Below are 21,911 nucleotides of genomic sequence, written 5' to 3'. Positions count from 1 at the left end.
CCCGAAGGGCGATCTCGGGGTGATTGCAGGCACTATTACGCTGGCAATTCGTGTGCGATATCATGCCCTTACTTCTACTGTTTCGAACAATTCATGGCGGAACCTGACGTGACCCATCATTTTCCATTTCACCGCGGCAACCCGACGCGGTCCTCACGACCGCGAACTCTCGGCCTGCTCGTGGTCGTGTTGAGCATCTTCCAGGTATCTCTGGCCTGTTGTTCCTGCCGATTGACTGCCGACGATTTCGTGGGCGGGTTACGTTTGTTCCCCGCTGATGCCGCGGGCGTGGTGCGTGTTGCTGACATGCCGACGTTGTGCGATGTGTGGAAGAACACGACGCTCCATCAAATGGGCCAGGACGAGGTGATGGGACCGCTATTGGAAGCGAACTTCGGCGCCGGCGGTTCGATGTGGAGCAACATCGGCGATACCATTGGTGTGCGTCCCAAGGACCTTTTTGAACTCGCCTCCGGGGAAGTCGTGGCGGCGTGGTTGCCTTTCGAGAACGAGCGTCGCCGTCCCTCGTGTCTCTCGATCGTCGCCGATATCCGTGGCAATCACGACGAAGCAGTGAAGGTTGTCGAGCGGATCGATGGTGAATTGAAGGCTGATGGTGCCACCCGCAGCGACGTGCAAAAGTTCGGTGAGACCGTGCGAATCTACAAACCGAAGACGCGGCCAGGACAACTCAAAATTGAGCAGGTCGTCATTGTTCTCACGGAGGATCGAATGATCGCTTCGAACCGAGATTCCGTTGTCTTCGAAATTCTCGAAGCCATTCCAACCGGTGGCATCGAGGCGTCCGTCGCCGACGCAGAACTCTACCGTACGGTTACCGATCAAGTGGCGGCGCGGATCACTGTCGACCAACCCGGCAGTACGGTGCAGTGGTATGTTCGTCCAATCGCGATGGGGCGGATCATCCGCGATGTCGCCAAGGTGGATCGTGGCAACAAGGTTAAGATTCTCAACCTGCTCGAAAACCAAGGTTTTGACGCGGTCCAGGCGATGGGAGGCACCGTCGTCGTCGCTCAAGGCCAATACGACCTGCTGCATCGCGGTTACATCCACGCCCCTGCGGTCGCCGACCAGCCACAGCGTTATCGCCTAGCCGCTCGCATGCTGCAATTTCCCAACGGTGACATGCGTCCCTTGCCAAGCTGGATTCCGAAAACAATTGCGACTGCCACGCAGATCAATTGGAAGATCGAACAGGGCTTCTGGGCGTTGGAAACCTTGGTCGACGAAGCCTTCAACGATAAGATCTTTCGCCCCACCATCGCCGGCATTCGCGATGACGAGGAGGGCCCGCAGATCGACCTCGAAAAGATTGTCTTGCCCAGTCTCGGGGAACACCTCTTGTTGCTCACCGATAACACTGAGCCCGCGACGGTCGATTCCGAGCGGATGCTCGTCGCGATCGAAGTCACTGACGAAGCAGCCATCCAAGAAGCGGTTAAGAAGGCGATGGAAGTCGAGCCTGATGTGACCTTGGTGGAAACAGTCCCCGGTGTGAATATTTGGAAGGTCGAGCGAGCCGACGATCAGCTGGAGGAGGAAGTCTTCTTCGACGATTTTGCGGACTTCGACGAGCCCGAAGAGAAGCAGCCACCCCTGTTGAATACCTGGGCAATCGCGATGGTCGGCAAATCCGCCGGCTCCGAGACCTCCTATTTAATGTTCGCCAGTCATGTCGATCTCTTGATCGAAGCGGCCCAGCGAATTCAATCCGGCGCAGGTGACGGGCTGGCCGATCAAGCCGACATCCAAGCGTTGTTCAAGACGGCGCAGCAAGCCGGTGCCGACCAAGTCGCGATCCAGCGAATTGTACGTTTAGGCGAATCGCTCGAAACCAAATATGAACTGATTCGCCGCGGCGAACTCCGGGAGAACGACTCGGTGCTCTCAGCACTCCTCCGCCGGATGTTCAAAGACGAAGAGCAAGAGGAAGTGGAGCGTACCAGCGAGGGCCAATGGCCACCGTACGCCCAAGTGAAAAAGTTCCTCCGCAATGCATCGAGCTTTGTCGAAACGACCGACACGGGCTGGAACCTCAACGCGTTCCTGCTGCACTAGTTCCCGTCCCCGGGATGAGCCGCCAGCGGTTGAGACATGGATCGGGGCAGGGGCGATTCCGGCCCCGATGGGTGCGTCGCTGCGCTCAACATCTCGTCGCCGCCACCGAGACCCCGCCCCCAACCGGGGTGTCTCTCTCCCGCATTTCGAACGTTGATATTGTGGCGGTCAACCGGCTTGGTTTACGATTCGCCTCGTTGGGCGACCACGAGACAATCAAACGCATCGAATCAAACAGTAGCTACCGCCGCCAGACGGTGGAATCCACGTTCTGGCGAACGTAGCGACTCGGGGTATTCATTCGCGGTCGCTCGGCCCTCGCAGTATGGGGATTGCATGACCACTCCTCAATTCTCGAACGGCCATTCTGGGGCAAGATCAAGCGGACCGAAATAGCCGTTGGCGAAAGTGCAGTCGAGCATGAAAACTCAGGAAGTTGTGTCACCGCGGCAACTCTATGTCCGCGCGCTCCCGAAAAACTTGGCGTCGAGCGATCACAAAATATTCGCTCCATGGGAGCAGGTGGAAATCAGCGCCGCATCGATTGAGGTTCTGCACGACGCTCAAGCGTTCGGCTCGGGACCGCTGCGTCATCGAGGCCGCTACGTCACCGAGAGTTTTGTCTCGCCAGAGCATGAAACGACTTGGTATCGCAAGCGACGCCATTGGCGAGCGTCAGTAGAGCGCATCTGCCAACGGCGCACACCCATTGAGCAACCCGCACTGTGGATCACCGACAATTGGAGCTGCAACTATTTCCACTGGATGTGCGACGCGCTCGCTCGCTTGGAGGTGGCTTCCCTATCGCGCGATCTCTCGGACCTGACGCTATTACTTCCCTATAAATACAAACGATACCCGTTCATCCGTGAGAGTCTCGCAGCTTTTGGGCTCCGCGAAATACGATTTCTTCGACGGTTCGAAAGAGCCGAGTGCCGAGAGCTCATCCTTCCGTTGCACCTCGCGTACACGGGAAACTACCATCACGACATCATCGAGCGAATGCACGTTCGTTACACTCATTTCCTGAGACTCGGTGACGCGCGGGCATCGGATGCCGTTTCAAAATATGGCGAGCGAGTTTATATCAGTCGCCGCGTTGCCACACGGCGCCGCGTGGAGAACGAAGATGCCATTCTGCCAACCCTTCGCGAGCACGGTTTTCAAATAATGATCGCCGAAGAGCACGATTGGGAAACGCAAATGCGGATCGCCGCCGGGGCAAAGTATCTCGTTTCCAATCATGGTGCGGGCTTAACAAACATGCTCATGATGACCGCTGGCGGCAAGGTATTGGAGATTCGAGACGCGATCGACCCGACCCCCAATTGCTACTTCTCACTCGCGTCGGCGGTTCGGTTGGATTACTACTATCTCCTGGCCCACCGGACGAACCCTGATGAAACGGTTCACAGTGGGAACATGGTCGTTGACCCTGAGAAGCTCAACACGGTTCTGAGCGAAATGGTTGGAGTGTGATCCCAACCGAAACAGAGGCGGAGCGACTGCCTACCCCCTCAATACAGTGGTCTCGAGCCCGAGGGAGCACGCTCAGGGGCATGTTGATTTCACGAGCCGAGTCGCGTGAGCAGACAGGTCGTTCGCGTTAACGGCTACCTTCCAGCATTTCACTCACCCTGAATTTGTGGTCGAACGCTCCGCGGTCGATCATTCCGCAGTCGAACGCTCTGCGGTCGAACATTCCGACCGCGGAGCGTTCGGCCACATACGCAAATCAACGGCCTGCCATCAGGCGGCGATTCTTCGCGGGGCGATTACCCGCGGCGCGATGCTGGGACCGATGTGTTCGCCGAGTGTTTCGATTTCCAGAGTGAGCAGACGCTGCACGACGTCTTTCATCGCTGGACGCTGTTGGGGGTCGATGGCGACCATTTTCTCAATCAAGTCGGCGACGGGTTCGATCACGCCACGAGCGACCGGTGCGGTCACCGCGAGGTTTTCCCAGAGCATGCGGCCGAGGGCGAACGTGTCCATCGCGGGCAGGGCCGCTGTTGTTCCCGCCGCCAGTTCCGGGGAGGCGTAGTCGGGAGTGCCGCGAAACGTGCGGTGCAGCGGTGTGTGGATCCGCGCGGCGAACCCCAGATCAATCAGCGTCGCGTGTCCCTTGGCGTCGACGAGCACATTGGCCGGCACGACATTGCCGTGAACCCAACCGGCGGAATGGAGTTTTTCTAACGCCTGAGCGATTTGCCGCGTCCACCACAACGCCACCGGGACCGCAAAATGTTCGATTTCCCGAGTCCGCCGGTCCATCGTGACGGTATCAAGCCGTGGCATGACGAGGTAGGGGGCATGGGGTGAGTCCGAGGCGTCGAGAATCGCGATGAGATTGGGATGGGTAACCCCAGCAGCGTGGATCGACTGTGCGATTCGCCGTTGCGACTCGCGAATCTCGCTGGGCGCGGCCGAGTTGATCGCCGCGGTCGGGTTGCCGCCGTACGAGGTGGCGGGCTGCCTCACCGTTTTGAGAATATAGTCATAGCGTGGGTTGCCACAGCTATCCGCGGGTTGCGCCAGATACAAATCCGAGCCGCTGCCCTGGGTCAATCGCTGCCCCAAACGCCAGATCCCTAGAATGCGGTCGGGTGTCGAAGAATGGGATGCGGTGGGACGGGCGGCAGATTGATCGTGCATCATGACTCTCGCGGGCGACTCATCGAAAAGGGTTTCTAAAAGACTCATCGTCCGGTGTGGCGTGGGCTGGCAAATCGACGCTGATCAATCCCGATAATCGGTACATCCGGTAAATTTTGCCGGGGGGTTATGTTTCGGTCAGTAACAAGCCGAAATGTTATTTCAGGGCGTTCGCGACGCGGTTTCGAGCATCGTGGCGGTCCGGATTTAGCGATTAAGGCAGGCATAGTCACCAACAGTGGGAACTTTGTCGATCACAATCGCGTCGTAAACATTGCAATTCGTTGACAGTCGAAGGTGTCGAATTAGACTCGCACGTCAGCGCGTGTATATTTGCAAGAATTTCGCATCGATTTGCGTTCCCGCTGCTACCGAAACTTTTCCTATTCTGGTCCCACGGACCCCCTCCGCCAGAGACCCTCGATGATACATCGCCAGCCTTCCCAACCGTCGTCGGATTGGTCCTCCTCCTCGGATGCCGTCGGGCCCACCGACGCCAATCCCGCACGCAGTCGGCGTTCCCGTCGCCGCGACAAAATGAGGAGCCGACGCAAGTCATCGCGTCGCTTGACGATGGAAGGCCTCGAGCAGCGGCAATTGCTCGCGGCCAACCCGCTCGGCCCCATCCCGGGCGCGGACGATTTCGATGGCCCGCGAAACATCGGCACCGTGTCGTCGTTCAAATACACCGAGAAGGAACCGGCCCAGGTCCGGGGCCTGAACGATTCGTATCTGGATGCTGAGTTCGTGCCCTTGGGCAACGCCAGCGGACAACGTGACACCATCGACATCAGCGGTTCGGTGAGCTTTCAACAGGTTGGAAGCCAGTTTGTTACCGACGTTGATTATTTCAGCATGGACTTGAAGGCCGGCGATATTCTCGATATCGCAACCATCGGCGCGGCCACTGCGTTTGACGTTTCGCTGCCCAGCACATTCGATTCGAGTCAACCGAGCAGCAATATCTGGTTTGCTCAAGATGGACAGGATCCGGCCGCACCGCTGCCTGACCTCTATCCGATCGACTCGCCGTTGCAGAATCAGGGCAATGCCTATGCGGCGCAGGTCGTGCCACGCGACGGACGCTACACGATCTCCGTTTCGGCGACGTCTGGCTTTACCAACTACACACTGGGGTTGCGGACCTACCGCCCGGTCACCGAGAGCCTCGCGATCGGCCAACAACAGATTGTTTATTTGGACTTCGATGGAGGTAGTTTTGCACGCGATGAATTCAATCAGCAATTCGAAACGCCGGGTGTTCCCATCGGCGGTCGATTCCGCGTGCCAGACATCAGCCAGACGCTGACGGCCGCCGGCGTCCTCGTTAGCTCGCAAAACGAGTACTCGCAGATTGCTCGCAAGATTACCCAAACGGTGCAAAACCAATTCGCCGATCTTGGATACTACGGGTCCAACGGCAACTACAGTGCGACCGGGATCCCTGGTCAGTACGGCGTCACGATTCTCAATAGCCTCGACGATCCCGATCCGGGCAACAATCCGCTGGTGACGCGAGTTGTCTTTGGCTCGGTGGCTTCGTTCCCTGAAATCACGGATCCGCCGCTCGGCATCGCGCAGACCATTGACGTTGGGAACTTTGATCTCTCGGAGACCGTGCTGGTCTTTGTCGACAACGAAGTCACCGATGTAGCCGGCATTTTGACCGGTGCGTTGTACAGTCAAGCGGACCTGTTGGGCTTGGAACTCGGTGCCACGAGCTCGCACGAACTCGCCCACACATTCGGTCTCTTTCACACCGACGGTACCAACTTGATCCCGTCACTCGCCGACGGAGGCGGGGCGCTCAATGCTCAGAACGGTCTCGGCGTCGGTGCCGACGGCATCCTCGGCACGTCCGATGACGTCCCCGTGCGATTCCGCACCGACGTGGTCGATCCCGGTGGAGTCATCACGTTTGGAACGCTGTACAGCCCCGACTCGATGTCCTTGACGCTGGCCACGGGCAAAGGCAACACAACCGGTGGGACCGGTAGCACTGCGGGCACGTTGACGGGCCAGGTCTTCTTCGACACCAATGGTGACGGCAGTAGCGCAGGCGACTCAGGACTTCCGGGAGCTCGCGTGTTCCTGGACGTCAACCAGAATGGCCAGCTCGACCCTTCCGAACCCAGTGGCGTCAGCAGTTCGGCGGGCACGTATTCGATTTTTGCCGCTCCGGGCACCTACACCGCGGTCGCCCTTTCGCCGACGTCCGAAACGAGTGCGCGATCCGTTACGGTACCGACCAACGGCGTCCTGACCAACAGCGGTTCGACCACCTCAGGCCAAACGCCGATTCTATCGGGGTCGACGGTGTTCTTGGATTACAACGGCAACAGCGCACAAGACTTCAACGAACCTTCGTCCGGTGTTAATAGCAACGGGATCTATGTGATCACTGGGGCGACCCCGGGCGTGCAAACCCTGATCGTCCAATCGCCAGGCAACTACGTCACCACGACGGTTGCCTCACAAACGGTCACGGTCGGCACGGGCGGTGGCGTGGGGCCCACATTCGGATTCTCCCAAGTCAATCCTGACGTCACGGGCAAGAAGTTCGCGGACCTGAATAACAACAGCACACTCGATGCCGGTGAGCCCGGCATCGCTGGCGCGTACATCTATGCCGACCTGGACGGCGACAACCGCCCTGACCTCGGCGAGCCGTTCGACATCACCGATGCCAACGGTTACTACAAACTCGACCTGCCCATCCTCGGTCGCCCTTACGCCATTCGGGAAGTCGCTGAGCCTGGGTACGTTCGCACCCTGCCGAATAATTCCGAAGGTGAATACGTCGTCAGCTTCATCGGCGCACCGCTGGGCAGCAATTTCAACTTCGGCGGCCTGCCATCGCGTGACTATGGTGACGCCCCCGATTCCTACATGACGACCGTCGACGCGGGTGGGCCGAGTCACGGAGTCGCCGACGGATTGACCATCGGATCACAAATTGACCGTGAAAACGATGGCCAGCCCAATGCGACCGCTACGGGCGATGATCTCGTCAACCCTGATTTTGACCAAATCGATGATGAAGACGGTGTGGTCGTCACCAGCGTGTTGCGAGCCGGTGGCACAGGCACCATCTCAGTGAGCCTGAACAATACCTCCGGTACTTCGGGTTACCTGCAAGCCTGGCTCGACTTCAACGCCGACGGCGATTTCCTCGATGCCGGCGAGCAGATTCGCACCGATGCGTTGCTCGGCACGGGCACCCATAACATCGACATTACGCTGCCGGCATCGTTTGATATTAATGCCGACGGTACCGACGATGGCGTGCTCGATACGTTTAGCCGATTCCGATACAGCCACACCGCGGGACTCGGCGTGGGCGGACCAGCGGACACCGGCGAAGTCGAAGACCACGCGATCCGCATTCTCGCCGCTGGAAACAATGGCGGTCTGGCGACGGATGATGTCGTGACGGTCCCGCAAAATTCCATTGCCTTTCCGATCGACGTGCTCCGCAATGACGACAACCTGGCAAGCAACCCGCTGACGATTTCCAACGTCGACTCACGCAGTGCCGCCGGTGCGATTGTGACGATCCGGCCCGGTAACCCTGGTGAACAGGTTGTGCTGTACTCGCCACCGTCCAACTTTACCGGGACTGACTCGTTTGCATACGAAGTCACCGATAGCTTTGGCAACCCTGGCAGCGCAACGGTGGATATCACGGTGCAGTTCGCGACCGGCAAGCCGATTGCCGTCGACGACATCTTCGAAGTCGCCAGCAACGAGAAAAACGTTCCCCTGAACGTGCTCGACAACGACATCGCATCAGTCGGTGGCGGATTGTCGATTACCCAGGTCTCCCAGGGCACCAGTGGTGGTCGCATCACCATCGACCCAGCGGGTCGGGGCGTGCGGTACACACCTGCCGACGGATTCACCGGTACCGAGCAGTTCTCCTACACGATCAGCGACGCGTCGGGACAGACGTCTCAAATGGCACGGTCCACGGTGGTGCTCACCCCGCAGTCCTATGCCAACGATAAAGCAGAGTTCAAGATCGAACTGCTCGATGCAACCAACGACACACCACTGCTGAGCCTGCAAGCCGGTCAAGAATTCCACCTTCGCGTCTCGGTCGACGACATCTCGGTAGCGAACTCCGTCGCAACCCAAGGGCTGCAGTCCGCGTTCATGGACCTGCTCTATACCTCCGAGCTGGTTACGCCGGTTGCCGATCCGAATGGCTCGTTCCCATTCGAAATCACCTTCGGGCCACAATTTGAAACCCCGAGCTTCCAGCTCGGCAACACGCTCACACCGGGCGTCATCGACGAGGTCGGTGCCGTTCAATCGCTCAGTGATCTGTCAACGATCGGTAGCTCGCAAGATCGGGCATCGTTCACCGGCTTTGCCGAGCTGTTTACGATCACCATGAAAGCAACGGGTGCTGGATTGGCGACGTTCAAAACGGATCCCGCCGATGCGGCCGTTAGCGAAACGGCTTTGATCACACCGTCGGGACCTGAGGTCCTCACCTATGATCAGATCCGATTTGACTATGCTCAAATTGAGATCTCGCCCCCCGGTGACAATTTCCCCGTCGCCCTGGACGATTCGTTCCCTGTGGGCGTCGACTCGCTCGGTCAAACGATGGTGGCCGGTTCGCCAGCCCGACTCAACGTGTTAGCCAACGACCTGATCAGCCCCGGTGACAACGTCACTGGATTGACCATCAAACAAGCTCCTGGAAACGGCTCGGTCGTTCGTGTGGACGTCGGCAACGACGGAAATCTTGCGAACGATTATCTCGCCTATACACCTGGGATTGGTGCCAGCGGCTTTGACAGCTTCTCGTACATCCTGACGGTGGAGAGTCCGCAGTTCGGAACCGTTAGCAGTGTCGCGGAAGTCACCATGACGGTCGGTGCGGTGCAAAACCCGCTCGTCAATTACGATTTCACTTTCGTCAACGAAGCCGGCAATCCCATTAGCTCGGTGGCAGTTGGCCAGCGATTTGGGCTTCGCATCGATGCCATTGATTTGGGCTCGGGACGTCCACCTAGCGAGGCCGTCTTCGCCGGATTCTTGGATGTGCTCTATAACAGAGACTTCCTCTCGACCATTCCTGTGGACAACGGTGGCGATCCGAATACGTTTGACTTCGATGTCGAGTTTGACCCTCAATTCATCCTGGCGTCAGCCGTCGGCGTGAATGATCGCGAAGGCCTGATCGACGAGTTCGGCTCCAACCAAAGGGACTTGGGGGGATCGGGCACCACTTTGGCCACGATCTACTTCCGCGGCCAGCGTGCCGGAACGACTTCCGTAACGGGATCGCCAGCGGATCGTTTCCCATTCCAGAGCACGTTGATCGACAAGAACGATTCTCCTGTCCCGATCGAGAACATTCAGTACGATACAGCCTCGATCACGATCACAGGCTCGCCCGAACCACTGCACAATCCTTCGCTGCCAGCGGACGTTAACGGCGATAATCTGATCACGGCGATTGATGCCCTGATCGTCATTAACTCCATGACACGTGGGGAATCCGAAGGCGAAGAAGCTGCCAGCGACGGAAAACACTTTTTCCTCGACGTCAACGGCGACGGATTTGTCACCTCGGTCGATGCGTTGCAGGTCATCAACCAGCTCAATCGATCGACGAACTCGGCCGGTGAAGACATTGCCCCGCAAGCAGCCCAGGTGGCGACAGGTGCGGGCGTTTCAGCGGACAAGGATACCGTTACGGACCGTGTCATCACCGATTTCGGGGATGATGTCCAGAACGACGGCCAGGACGATTTCCAAGTAGCCGCGTCAGGCGACACCGGCGTGACATCACCCGTGGGCTCGACAACGCCTGCGGGCGACGATGCGGACGATGACGACCTGCTGGCACTGCTGGCCGACGACGTCGCCCAACATTGGAGCTGAGTAAACGTCCCGATTGGCCGCCGTCCCCGGACGGCGGCCGACGAAAAGTGTAAGGCGTTTGCTCCCCCAAACGCATTGAAATCCGTCTACCGACGGACATGGGTCGCGGAGCGAGTTTTAGGGATACGGCAGCACATTTTTCAAATCACGCTTGCTGCGGCAGGGTTCGATTTGGTAACCCCAACGACGTTGAAATTCATATTCAACCGATCGTTGGTAAGTCTGCCTTTGGTAGCCTCGAATGAGGATCGCCCTCCTCGAAACTCCTTCATTTGAGTGAACTGCTTGCGTTCACGTACCCCGCCCGTGCGTTTCTATCCACTTGCACTACCGTCCCGCCTTGAATGCGAACTTGCCTGGCATGGCGTGTTCCTGGTGGTGTTGTCCGCACTCACCCTTGTGCTCAGCGGTTGTGGGACGACGAAAGAGCAATTGGCCACCCAGCAATTACTGCTGTCCGATGCCGTCGACCGCAGTGTTTCAACCATCGATTTTCGGCCGCTCGGTGGCGAAAAGGTATTTCTCGACACGACTTACCTGAAATCGGTCAAAGGTGATTTGTTCGTCAATGCGGACTATGTGACCAGCTCGCTACGGCAACAGATCATGGCGGCGGGCTGTTTGCTGCAAGCCACCGAAAAGGAAGCGGATATCATCATCGAGGCGAGAATCGGCACACTCGGCGCGGATGATCACCGCGTCACCTACGGGATTCCAGAAAACAATGCACTCGGATCAGCCGCGACACTGGTGCCTGGGGCGCCGCAGGTCCCGCAGATCCCCGAGATCGCGGTCGCTCGCCGCGACTCGCGTGAAAGTGCGGCCAAGATCGCGGCGTTTGCGTATGATCGAGAAACTCGACACGCGATTTGGCAATCGGGAATTAGCCAATCACGATCGACGGCGAAGGACACCTGGGTGATGGGGGTGGGCCCCTTCCAAGCGGGATCGATTCGCAAGGAAACTCGTCTGGCCGGCAGCAAACTCTTGCGATTCGGGAGGCAGGAATCTGGTTCTCCACCTAAATCCTTCGAACGACCGCCGGTCGACTTCACGGCGGAGACCCGGTTTGACGCCGGTTGGCCCGTCCTGTCCTCACCAGACGGTGGAGGCCGTGGGATGATCCCCGGCGCCGGATTGGTCCCCGGCGATGACGTCGAACCTGTGATCGCGCGCGAAACCAAAACGGATCCCGAGACGATCACACGCTGAGTGATCGACCCCCTGGGACCGGTTCAGATCGCGAGCCCACTCGCACGACAGCAATTTAAACCTTTCATCACACCACCGCTTGGTATAGCATAGGGAGCTGTCAACCCCCGATAAACGCGTCTAACGGCGTTTCATCGTGAAGAACTGCAGTAGAAACCGGAGCCTGATTTGATGAGCGCGGATTGGTTTTACATGAGCAGCAGGTGGTTCCAGAAAGCCAAACGAGTTGGACCGCTTACTGACCAAGATCTGCTACTGCGGATCGATCAAGGTAAAATCCAACCGGAGACCCTCGTCCAAAGCCACAAGACTCGCGGCCGTTGGGTACCGATGAGCACCGTTGGCCCTGCGATGACAAGGTGGCGCAAGGCAAACCCGAATGCCGATGAGCGGGCCAGTTGAGAGAAAGGGGACGGCGGATGTCGAATTCGTTGCAAAGGGAACGTCGAGCAGGAAAGATTGAAATCCTCCGCACGAGGCGATGGTGAGCCCATTTTCGTTTTCAATTTAATCTTTTCAGTTCCCAGCCAGCTCAGATGTTGCCTAACGCTCATCGTAAAATAAATGTCACGCGGGAAGGTGCCAAAGGCCGAACCACCTCAATCTAGGCACGGGCGCATCGGCAATTTCGTTGTAACCCGTTGCCCGATACATCGAGCCGAAACGTTGGGCTGGGTGAAGCGTGGGGATGAAAGGCAGGAAATGAAGGCAGGCAAAAGAGGCCGAACGACGGATTTGAGATCTTTCCGACTCGATCATCCAGCCAATTCCAGCCGCGTTGGGGGCGGTTGCCACCTCGCCGTCGCACGAGCGGCGTGGGTGCCTGGTGCGGACGCGTTGAGTCGCGATCGCATGGCTGCCCTCGTCCTGGCAGCCCTCGTTCCATCCGAACTCTCGGCAGAACGTCCTGTCTTTCGCCTTCTTTGGCACTCAAATCGCGTTACTGATGTCATGGAACGCTCCTCGGGAGCCATTGCAGCGGGTCGCTGTAGTGTTTCGCAACAAGTGTTGCAAAATAATACACCTCACAACCCAACCTTTTCTGCTTTCGCGGACCGATAACCAGCGTTTTTTCGTAGATTCTCCGTTTTTAAGAAATAAACTGAGAGTAGCGAGTCTCACACCTCTGTCCTCTTCTCCATCTCGAGTCACTGATGAAGATGCTATCAGCCTTTTCTCCACCGGCGATCCCGCCATCGGCGACCCTGCCGAGCCAATCTCCCCGCATGACAGCCGCGATCGTTCCCGGCAGTGCTCGGTTCCCGCTGTTAACCCGAGTGATGGTCGCTGGGGTTTTGTATGCAGGCATCGGCTTTGCAGCGGCATCCGCGGACGCAGCACCGCCGACGACCGGCGAGTCAGCACTGCAGGCGGAAACGGCCACGCGGATCGTCAGTAACGAGGGGCAGGCAGATTCACAGTCAATCGCGATTTCGGTCCAACCGAGCGCGGGCGACGCGATCATGGCGGCCGCATCCAAAATTCCGGCGGACGTCGTCGTCCTTGTCGATACATCGGCGAGTCAGGTCGGCGAGTTCCGAACCGATTCCATGACCGCGGTGAAGATGCTACTGCGTCGGCTGGAAAATAAAGACACCCGAGTCCAGCTATTCGCCGGCGACGTCGAAGCGGTTGCGTTGACCGAAGAGTTCACGCCCGCCCTCGCCTCAGAAGTCATCGCAGCGGTCAAACAACTCGATCGCCGGTTGCCGCTGGGCAATACGAATCTGGCCGCATTGCTCGACCGCGCCGCTTCGTCACTGGCCGCACGCAGTGACGATCACGCTCGATCGATCGTGTACATCGGCGACGGCACCTCGTTGGACTCGACGCAGAACGCAGCGAAATTTGAACGCTTGGTGGACTCGCTGCGTGGCGAACACATCAGTGTTCATGCGATCGTCATTGGCCCCACCCAAAACTTGGCGACCGTTGGAATTCTCGCGAATCAGACCGGTGGCGTGATTGGCGTAGTCGGTAATGACCCTGCTCAAAGCGGTCCCGCGGTGATTGCACGCGGTGTTGCCGACTCGGCCCATATGGCTCCGATCTGGATTGAAAGCGTCGTGAACAACGACGCCTCTGGCGATGCGGATTCACTCAGCTGGGTGCACGGAAATCGATTCCCGCCCCTGCGTTTGGATCGCGACGCGATCTATCTGGGGACGCTCCCCGCTTCCGCCAAGGACCTGTCCCTGACGCTCACAGGACGGACGGGAGGACAATCAATCACGCTCCAACTCGCTGGCGAAGTCGAAGCGAGTAATCCGGACATGGCGTTTCTGCCAGGCTTGATTTCGGAGCACACAGCCGCTCACGGATTGATGCTGCCCACAGCAGGATCCCCGATGCTGCGTCAAACAGCTGCGATGCTCACCCAGCGAGCCGAAACGCTGACCGAGGCCGGCAGCATGGCTCTGCAGCAGGGCAACCGTCGCGGAGCCAAGGTGATCGCGGAGAAAGCGTTGCGTGACGACCCGAATAATCCACAAGCGAAAGCATTGTTGAAATTGTCGGACCCTTCTCAGCAAACCCTCATCGTCCAAAACCCCGGCGATGAGAAATCGATCGATGATCTGTTCGGCGACGCTGAAAGCAACCCCTTTGGCAGCACCGAGGACAATGCCCCCAGCGGTGACGGAACTGCCGCGGGAGACGCGAGTGACCCTTTCAGTGATCCCGCACCGACACCTGCAGAAGCCCCAGCAGCGGGCGGCAGCGACGCGGCCATGGATAGCGATGACCCATTCAGCGATGCCGCTGGAGCGGGCCCGCCGACAGGCGACACGGCCGTGGACGATCCGTTCGGCGCCGCAGCACCAACCCAACCAGCCGCTCCTGCGGGCGCCGCTGGGGTTGAGAAACCCACACCGCCTTCGGCACCTGTGGATGATCCCTTCGGTGCCGGCGACCCACCCGCCGCAGCTGCCCCCACCCAACCGCTCGACACTCGCGCAGTGACTCCGCGGGCGGGCATGGCCGCTCCGGGAAATTTCGGAGGCTCGATGATGAATCTTCCTCCGGGAGACGATGAGCTGCGTGAGAGCGGCGGTGAGCTGCTGCGGAACGTCGATAGCCTGCGTTCGCGAGAAGAGGGACGATTGCGAGCGGAAGTTCGCGCCCAACTCCGTGAAGCAACACGTCAAATCCGGCAAGACCCCGTGGGGGTAGCGGGCCGGCTAAAAAGCCTGCTCGCACGCGTTCAAACGACTCCCGACATCGATCCACAGCTGCGCCGCGAATTGGTCGGTGAAGTGCGTGCGGCAATCCAAAACGCCTCGTCGCGAGAAGCCAAGTTCTTGGAACAGCAGGTCAACCTCGAGGCCCAGTCCGCTGCGGCGACATCTCAGGCACGCCTGCTCGACGAAACCTTCCGCCGCGAAGCCCGTTTGAAGACCCTCACGGCACAGATGAATGCCTTGATCGATGAAGGCCGCTATACCGAAGCGGATGGTGGCGTGTCATTGGAAATCGCTAGAATTTCAGGTGATACGATCACATTCGATAGCGTGCTGGGACGGCACGTGACGGATCAAACGCTCTCGCTGCAGACCTTCGCTCGGGATCGTCGGTACCGCGAACTGCGAGAACGAAACTTCATCGACGCGATGTCACTCGTTCTGAAATCCGCGATTCCGTTCGTCGACGATCCACCAATCGTTTATCCCGATGCCGACGTCTGGCAGCGTCTGAGCCGCCGCCGGATTGAACGGTACGGTGCAATTGAATTGGTTGGTGACAGCGAAACCGAACGTCGTATCGAGTCTTCGTTGGATGACGAAACTTCACATCGATTCCCTGACACACCACTCAATGAAGCTGTGCGTGTGATCGCGGAGGAACATGACATTCCGATCCTCATCAACCGGACTGCCTTGGAAGGCATCGGATTGACGGAAGACACACCCGTCAACATTTCGCTTGAAAATGTGTCGTTACGTTCATTCCTGCGTCTGATGCTTCGCGATCTCGAGCTGACGTACATGATTCAAGACGAAGTGCTGAGCATCACAACCCGAGACGATGCCGACACCAACCTTGTGACCAAAGTCTATCCCGTCGGTGACCTCGTCGTTCCCATCATCCAGATGGGTGGCGGCATGGGCGGCGGCATGGGCGGTGGCATGGGTGGCGGCATGGGTGGCGGCATGGGCGGCGGCATGGGTGGCGGCATGGGCGGCGGCATGGGCGGCGGCATGGGTGGCGGCATGGGCGGCGGCATGGGTGGCGGCATGGGCGGCGGCATGTTTGTCATCCCCGATGAGCACTCCTTGCAAGACAAGGTTAGTCAACCCGCTCCTGAGGCTGCGGAACCTGCGCCCGCTCCTGCGATCTCACGCAATCCCAATGATTACGCCCCGATCCGGTTGACCGCCAAAGACGGTCAGTCCGTCGACGATCAGTGGCGCAGCTATTTCGCTGGACTCAATATCAACTCCGTCGAACAGCTGACCGTGCTCGATCGACGCGTTAAAGCGACCGTCGGCGAACTCAACGTCAAAGCAGCGGCTCTGCAAGCTGATGGCGATGACTCCGGCTCGCGTGCGAAGTTCGATGAAATTCGCGCCGTCATCGGGGGTGCTATCTCAGCCGGACAGATCCAACCATGGATGTATCAGGCGTACGCAATTGCGTTGGTGGCGATCGACGCCCCCGACGCCGAGGTAGAACGCGCCTTGCTCTCAGCGGTCGATTTTGCTGAGACCCCTGACGATGTGCTCAACGTGATCGGACGACTCGAATCGATCCGCCACGACGCAGTGGCAATGAAGCTCTGCCGTCAACTCTCCGCCATCGATCCCGACCGACGCGAGCCCTACGTGACAGGACTGCGACTGGCCAAACGCCTCGACAGCCCCAGCGATTTAGCTTGGGCGTGTGAAGGCGTACTGGGACAAGCGTGGCCCGAGCAAATGCAACCACTGGTTGAGGAAGCTCGGTTGCTCGCTCGTGCAACGTATCAAGAACTCGTCGAAAAAGGCGAAACCGAAGCTGCAGCGATGTTCAGCGAGGCACTTCGCCGTGCGACCTCACACGATGTGATCGTGCGAGTTTGCTGGACCGGTGATGCAGACGTCGACCTGACGATCGAAGAGCCTGCAGGAACGATTTGTTCCCTCGGATCTCCCGTCAGTGCCGGTGGCGGAACCCTGCTCGGGGATGCTTTCCCCGGCGTCGGCGACGACCCGTCCGGCCAGATTTGCGAAACTTACCTATGCCCTCGTGGTTTCAGTGGCGAGTATCGCCTCTCGCTCAATCGGATCTGGGGCAACGTGGCCACGGGTAAAGTCACCGTGGACATCCTAACGGATGTCGGGCGGCCCACCCAACGCGTGATCCACCAACAGATTCCGTTGATGGAAAAGAACGCTCGAGTCATTTTCGAGGTTAAATCGGGTCAACGGCACGACGAACTCGCGCAGGCCCAACTCGCCCACCTCGCTGACTTCGGTCGCAAGGCTGAGCGAGAAGTGCTCGGGCAGTTCGTCGGCCCTGCTGCGGGTGGTGGCGATAATGCGGCCATGCAACAGTTCCTGCGTGATTTCCCGGCTCTGGCGGCCTCGTCATCGGGATCCTCTTCCGATTCGTATTCCCCGCTTGGCCCAGGTGGTTTGGGCTTCGGCGCCGGTGGGTTCGTTCCTCGGGGTGCCGTGGGGTATCAGCCCCAAATCACGACCATCCCCGAAGGTGCGATGTTGAGGGGACTTGCCATCATCTCGGCCGACCGGCGGTACGTGCGAATCACCCCCTCACCCAGCTTCATGCAGATCGGTGAAATCTACACGTTCAACTACGTCACGGGTGATACCGGAACCAGCGGTACGGGAACGGGAGGAACCACTGGAGGTACCACTGGAGGTACCGCTGGAAGCACCGGCGGCTTCCAATGATTTCCGGTAAAGCAAAAAACGCCGTGTTTTACGGGGTCAAACTTTGCTAGCACTTCGCGATGTTTTGCGAACCCTCAAATCCGCAAGTCATTCTGTGTAAAAACTTACCCGATCTTGATTCTCCCAACTGGGCGGGAATGCCTGCGCGGCTTCTGAGCCGACCATTTCGAAGCGGCAATTTCGCTAGCAGGCCGCCCCGCGGTCGATCGAATGCGTCGCAAATCTGTCTAGGAGACGGCCTCACGAGGCCGTCTCCCGACCAACCAACGGCCCGTTCGCGGGCTGTTGGGCTTCTCGGCCCCGGTGAGGCGGCGGAATTCCGATCGCCCTCAGGCACCAAACAACAGCGCCAACCCGGCCGCTGACGTGCCTTCGCCCCTTCTAAACCCGCCGCTGAGGGCGTGATAGCCCGCAGAAACAGCCGCCTCCACCCATGTGTTGCGGGTCGAAGCGGTCAAAAGCATGCGAAAATGGGCGTCGGACATGGGATTTCGCTACTTGACGGGGGAAATTCAAGGGAAATTCCGGAATTATCCGCAAGACCGGCACAGATTGACACGATAGAGGTAGTACGCAAGCGAACTACCTGAATCGTTGACTACGACTTTGCTCGTGGTAGCCGCACGCTTTTTAAAATATGACGAAACCACGGAAGGTTACTCGGATGACCCGGATACTCAACTCGACGCTGACCCGCCTCAGTCTCTGGACAGCAGCCCTGCTGACGCTGGCCTGCAGCGGTTGCTACGGTCTCGGTGGAAACAACATCAGCCTGGGCTTTCTGGAGTACCCGATTCCGGTCAGCCCGTACTACCAGTTTCTGCAGGAACAAAAGTTCCATAACAAGGAACGCTACGATCGCGTGCCGATCTTGGGCCCCACCACTTCCGGTGGCGACCCGGTAGCACTGGATCCTCCGAGCGACGACGAAGTCATGGTCGCACTCGAAGAGGCACGGCCCGTGCAAGGCGGTATCCCTTTGATTTGGGAGAAGCAACGCAATGATGTGCGGATCATCAAAGAGAAGATCGCTGATTACATCGATCCACCGCGGTTCTATCCTTTGATCGGCCCCGCACAGCTGCACCATGCCCACTATAAGTGCACGATCTACTTCGACGAACGCACGACCGTCGGCTATCCTGTGCCTCACACGCTGCATGACCGCGAAGCCATCGAGGTCGTCTACATTGACCACAACCACTTCCACATGGTGGGCGATGTCGAGCCTTACACCACGCCTAATCTCTAGGCAGTACGGAAACGGGCAACGGCGAGGGTGGTTTGCAAAGGAAGCCCATCCCGCCAATCCACGATCGGCAAGACGGCAATCGACGGAAACCAAGCGATCAACTCGAACGCCTAAATGCCCGTCGAAACGAGCTGGATACCGAATCGCTCGATCGACAGCCTGTTGAAGATCGTCGTGTTGAGCTCTCTCTCGAGCGTCCACGACGCTTAACGGCATTCATGACAATGCTCTCGACGCGAATGGACTGGCCAGCATTCAGTCCTCGCTCTTATCGTCGGTCTCGACGGGTAGGAGCTCATCGATGCCGGCATCGATGTATTGTCCACCAGTGGTTTGGTGACAATGAATCGCCATCACGTTTTGGCCTTCGCGAAGTGTCGAGGACGGGATCTCAAATAGCTGGTAGTTGCCAGTGAATCCCCCCACGTTCGCGACGAGTTTACCGTTGATGTACACCTGAGCATCCTCGTCGTGATACATCCGCAAGCCGACCTGTGCTGGGATCGGGCGATCGATATGGAACGTACGGCGGACCCAGATGTCCGGCGTATTCCAGTTCGTCGCGATCGTCGTGCCGGGGGTTTGGTTGGTACCGAAGCCGCCCATCCCCTCTTTCCAATCTTCAGCCGTGAAATCGGCAGTGTGCCACGTGTCAGCTGGCGTCTCGAAGGTGTATTGCCATTTCACCTGTGCTGTGGCACTCGTTGGTACGATCGCACGCGTTTGACGTGGGCGGGGCATTGGTGCCCAATCAGACGCTTGCGTTTCGTCCATCGCTGCATCTTTTGACCATACCACAGCATCGTAGAGCAGTTTTAGGAACACGCCACCGACGACAGGTCGAGCGGTGAAGCCTCGTTTTTTTGCCGTTGAGGTGAAGTACCAATCGGTCATCGGTGAACGATCTGGAGTTTCGCTTAAGAAATCATGAACGGGGCCGATGAGCGCGAGGAAGTCATCACGATCGTTGGTGAGCGTGGCCGACCAGAGGATCCAGTCGAGCTTGGTGTAATCGGACCGACTATCCAATGGCAGACCATACTTATTTTGAATTCTCTTGTAGTATTCCATCTCAGTCTTGGCGACTGTGGCGGGGAACAGATCCAAGCCGAGAATACGGTCCCAGACTAAATTATATTTCTGGCTCCACGTGCCGCTGCGGTCAAACGCCAAACGGTAATGATCGCCATCGTCGGCGGCCTTCATCCATTCTTTGACCATCGCGTGTGCCATGTCAGAATACTTCTTGGCGTTCTGGGCGTCACCTCGCATCTCGCACATCATCGCATAGGAACCGAGACCACAGATGGCTTTGGCGCTGAGGTTGACGTTGTGAGCGAGGTGCCCAGAGAAGTCATCGGTACTGAGTTGGTTATCGAGATCGTATCCTTTCTTCTCGAGATATTCCGCCCATTCGCTCAGTTCATCCCAATACAGACCCGCGAAGTCGGCATTGCCTTCCATTTTGGCAAGAGCACCGAACAGGATCAGCATATTGCCGCTCTCTTCGACTTGCATTTGATTGGTTTCGTTCGTCTCACCGCCGCCGTAAACCTGGCCGTTGGCTTTGGGGTAGGTGCCCAAGTCATGTGGCGCGAACGGGAACGGCCAACGATCTGACGCGGCATAGTCCATAAACGGTACGAGCACGGACTTCGTCAGTGAGGGGCCAAACAGCAGGAACTGTGGCATCATCGGATAGAACACGTCCGACGTGGCGATACATCCATTGGAATGATTCTCTTTGCTGAACTGCAACGGTTGTCCGTTGGCGTCGGCGACGAACTTGCCCGCCGCAAAGCACTGCCGAAACGCCAGGGCACCCATGTCTGCATATTCTTGGCCGCCGGCCGCCTTCAGGTCGGACACTAGATCCGCATCGAATTCGGCACAGCGAATTTCCAGTTCATCATGCTCGTTGACCGCGGCTTCGATAAGGTCTTTGGCTTCCCATCCATCCTTTCGCCAGTAGGGGCGAAGTTTCTTCGTCATGAACTCGATCGAGTACAAATCGTCATACGCGATCAGTACATAACGTGAAACCGCCTCGCTGCCAACGCTGCCGATTGGCATGGCGATCGCGGCAACGACTCGATCAGCAGCGATCGGAAACTGGGGATTGTCCGTTGTGATCGCGGGAGGCCCCGCTTCGGAAAAGGCGTCACGAAGCGTGTCGGCTGAACCAAACGCAGCGCTGGCTTGGACACCCCGCGGTGCGGTGAGGTAGAGGTAACCCCAATCAATCCGCAAGTCGTCGCCGGACTTGCCAAGCACCTGTTGGGTGACCGAACCGATCTTCAGCCCGGCAGCATTGCCCATCGCGACGGCTTGACCGGTTACTTCCTGATGGCCTTCATTCGTCGCCAGCTCGCCGCCAGCATCAAAGTAAAATTCGACTTCATGAGTTTTCTTATCGATTGCCGAAACTTCGCAGTTGATATACGTCGTCGGTCGGCTGAGGATCTCAATGTTCATCGGCAGAGCGGGTGTCGTGAACATCAATCGAACCTGCACACCGCCACCGGCAAAGTGATAGATCGTGCGAGTCGGTAGCACGTGGACGGAGACCTGTTTCATCGCCGCGATGGTTTGTGGCCCACTGCCCATCAAGCGATATGCGTGACCATCGACGCGGACGATCGCCCCCATCCGCTGCGACTTACCCGTCCAGTGCGTGGTCTTGGTTGCCCACAGATGATCCGATTGTGACCACACGCTGAAATACGGGTCGTGGGCAACCAGTGGAATCGCGGGGGGCCGGAACGCGGCTTCATCCGCGGAATTACCGATTGCGGGTGCGGACAGGAATACGACCAGGCACAAGAGCACGGGTCGACGTCGTTTGAGCGAGTGGATCATGTTGCGAAACGTAATTCCGAGGAGGATGGGAAGCGAGCGGGAAAAAGAGGAGCGTACTGAAT

The 21,911-nt window shown here is 58.3% G+C and carries 10 protein-coding genes; 7 read left to right on the top strand and 3 right to left on the bottom strand.

What is annotated here, in order from left to right; translation table 11 throughout:
* Positions 1-93: 93 nt before the first annotated feature.
* Positions 94-2,079, top strand: a complete 1,986-nt coding sequence (locus SH410x_RS07940) for a membrane or secreted protein (protein WP_473675986.1) — start codon at positions 94-96, stop codon at positions 2,077-2,079.
* Between the two features lie 420 nt (positions 2,080-2,499).
* The gene (locus SH410x_RS07935) at positions 2,500-3,558 is read left to right on the top strand and encodes a glycosyltransferase family 61 protein (protein ID WP_473675985.1); all 1,059 of its coding nucleotides are present in this window, start codon (positions 2,500-2,502) and stop codon (positions 3,556-3,558) included.
* 270 nt (positions 3,559-3,828) lie between these two features.
* On the opposite strand, the gene SH410x_RS07930 is transcribed toward SH410x_RS07935, so the two are convergent.
* Positions 3,829-4,734: a protein kinase family protein gene (locus SH410x_RS07930; RefSeq protein WP_473675983.1), complete on the bottom strand. Its 906-nt coding sequence runs from the start codon at positions 4,732-4,734 to the stop codon at positions 3,829-3,831.
* 423 nt (positions 4,735-5,157) lie between these two features.
* On the opposite strand from SH410x_RS07930, the gene SH410x_RS07925 reads away from it, so the two are divergent.
* From SH410x_RS07925 to SH410x_RS07910, 4 genes are all read left to right on the top strand, one after another.
* The gene (locus SH410x_RS07925; RefSeq protein WP_473675981.1) at positions 5,158-10,635 is read left to right on the top strand and encodes an Ig-like domain-containing protein; all 5,478 of its coding nucleotides are present in this window, start codon (positions 5,158-5,160) and stop codon (positions 10,633-10,635) included.
* A 285-nt stretch (positions 10,636-10,920) separates the two neighbouring features.
* Positions 10,921-11,847 carry a DUF6655 family protein gene (locus SH410x_RS07920; protein ID WP_473675979.1) on the top strand — a complete coding sequence of 309 codons (927 nt, stop codon included), beginning with the start codon at positions 10,921-10,923 and terminating at the stop codon, positions 11,845-11,847.
* A 171-nt stretch (positions 11,848-12,018) separates the two neighbouring features.
* On the top strand, positions 12,019-12,249 hold the full coding sequence (locus SH410x_RS07915) for a DUF4339 domain-containing protein (protein ID WP_473675977.1): 231 nt from the start codon (positions 12,019-12,021) through the stop codon (positions 12,247-12,249).
* A gap of 752 nt (positions 12,250-13,001) precedes the next feature.
* Positions 13,002-17,738: a vWA domain-containing protein gene (locus SH410x_RS07910; RefSeq protein WP_473675975.1), complete on the top strand. Its 4,737-nt coding sequence runs from the start codon at positions 13,002-13,004 to the stop codon at positions 17,736-17,738.
* 329 nt (positions 17,739-18,067) lie between these two features.
* On the opposite strand, the gene SH410x_RS07905 is transcribed toward SH410x_RS07910, so the two are convergent.
* Complete coding sequence (locus tag SH410x_RS07905; protein ID WP_473675973.1) at positions 18,068-18,223, bottom strand: hypothetical protein; 156 nt, start codon at positions 18,221-18,223, stop codon at positions 18,068-18,070.
* Between the two features lie 179 nt (positions 18,224-18,402).
* Here SH410x_RS07905 and SH410x_RS07900 point away from each other — a divergent pair, with 179 nt between their 5' ends.
* The gene (locus tag SH410x_RS07900; RefSeq protein ID WP_473675971.1) at positions 18,403-18,990 is read left to right on the top strand and encodes a hypothetical protein; all 588 of its coding nucleotides are present in this window, start codon (positions 18,403-18,405) and stop codon (positions 18,988-18,990) included.
* Positions 18,991-19,245: 255 nt separating this feature from the next.
* Here SH410x_RS07900 and SH410x_RS07895 read toward each other — a convergent pair whose 3' ends face one another.
* Positions 19,246-21,849, bottom strand: a complete 2,604-nt coding sequence (locus SH410x_RS07895; protein WP_473675969.1) for a glutaminase family protein — start codon at positions 21,847-21,849, stop codon at positions 19,246-19,248.
* Positions 21,850-21,911 lie beyond the last annotated feature (62 nt).

It is taken from the genome of Rhodopirellula sp. SH410 (assembly GCF_055811895.1).
The sequence above is the reverse complement of the archived record's forward strand: the minus strand, read 5'-3'. Positions and strand labels throughout refer to the sequence as shown.

What these genes read in the sequence shown, in the direction of transcription:
- SH410x_RS07935 (WP_473675985.1), top strand. Translation starts at nt 2,500, where the DNA reads ATGAAAACTCAGGAAGTTGTGTCACCGCGGCAACTCTATGTCCGCGCG.
- SH410x_RS07930 (WP_473675983.1), bottom strand. Translation starts at nt 4,734, where the DNA reads ATGCACGATCAATCTGCCGCCCGTCCCACCGCATCCCATTCTTCGACA.
- SH410x_RS07925 (WP_473675981.1), top strand. Translation starts at nt 5,158, where the DNA reads ATGATACATCGCCAGCCTTCCCAACCGTCGTCGGATTGGTCCTCCTCC.
- SH410x_RS07910 (WP_473675975.1), top strand. Translation starts at nt 13,002, where the DNA reads ATGAAGATGCTATCAGCCTTTTCTCCACCGGCGATCCCGCCATCGGCG.
- SH410x_RS07900 (WP_473675971.1), top strand. Translation starts at nt 18,403, where the DNA reads ATGACCCGGATACTCAACTCGACGCTGACCCGCCTCAGTCTCTGGACA.
- SH410x_RS07905 (WP_473675973.1), bottom strand. Translation starts at nt 18,223, where the DNA reads ATGTCCGACGCCCATTTTCGCATGCTTTTGACCGCTTCGACCCGCAAC.
- SH410x_RS07940 (WP_473675986.1), top strand. Translation starts at nt 94, where the DNA reads ATGGCGGAACCTGACGTGACCCATCATTTTCCATTTCACCGCGGCAAC.
- SH410x_RS07895 (WP_473675969.1), bottom strand. Translation starts at nt 21,849, where the DNA reads ATGATCCACTCGCTCAAACGACGTCGACCCGTGCTCTTGTGCCTGGTC.
- SH410x_RS07915 (WP_473675977.1), top strand. Translation starts at nt 12,019, where the DNA reads ATGAGCGCGGATTGGTTTTACATGAGCAGCAGGTGGTTCCAGAAAGCC.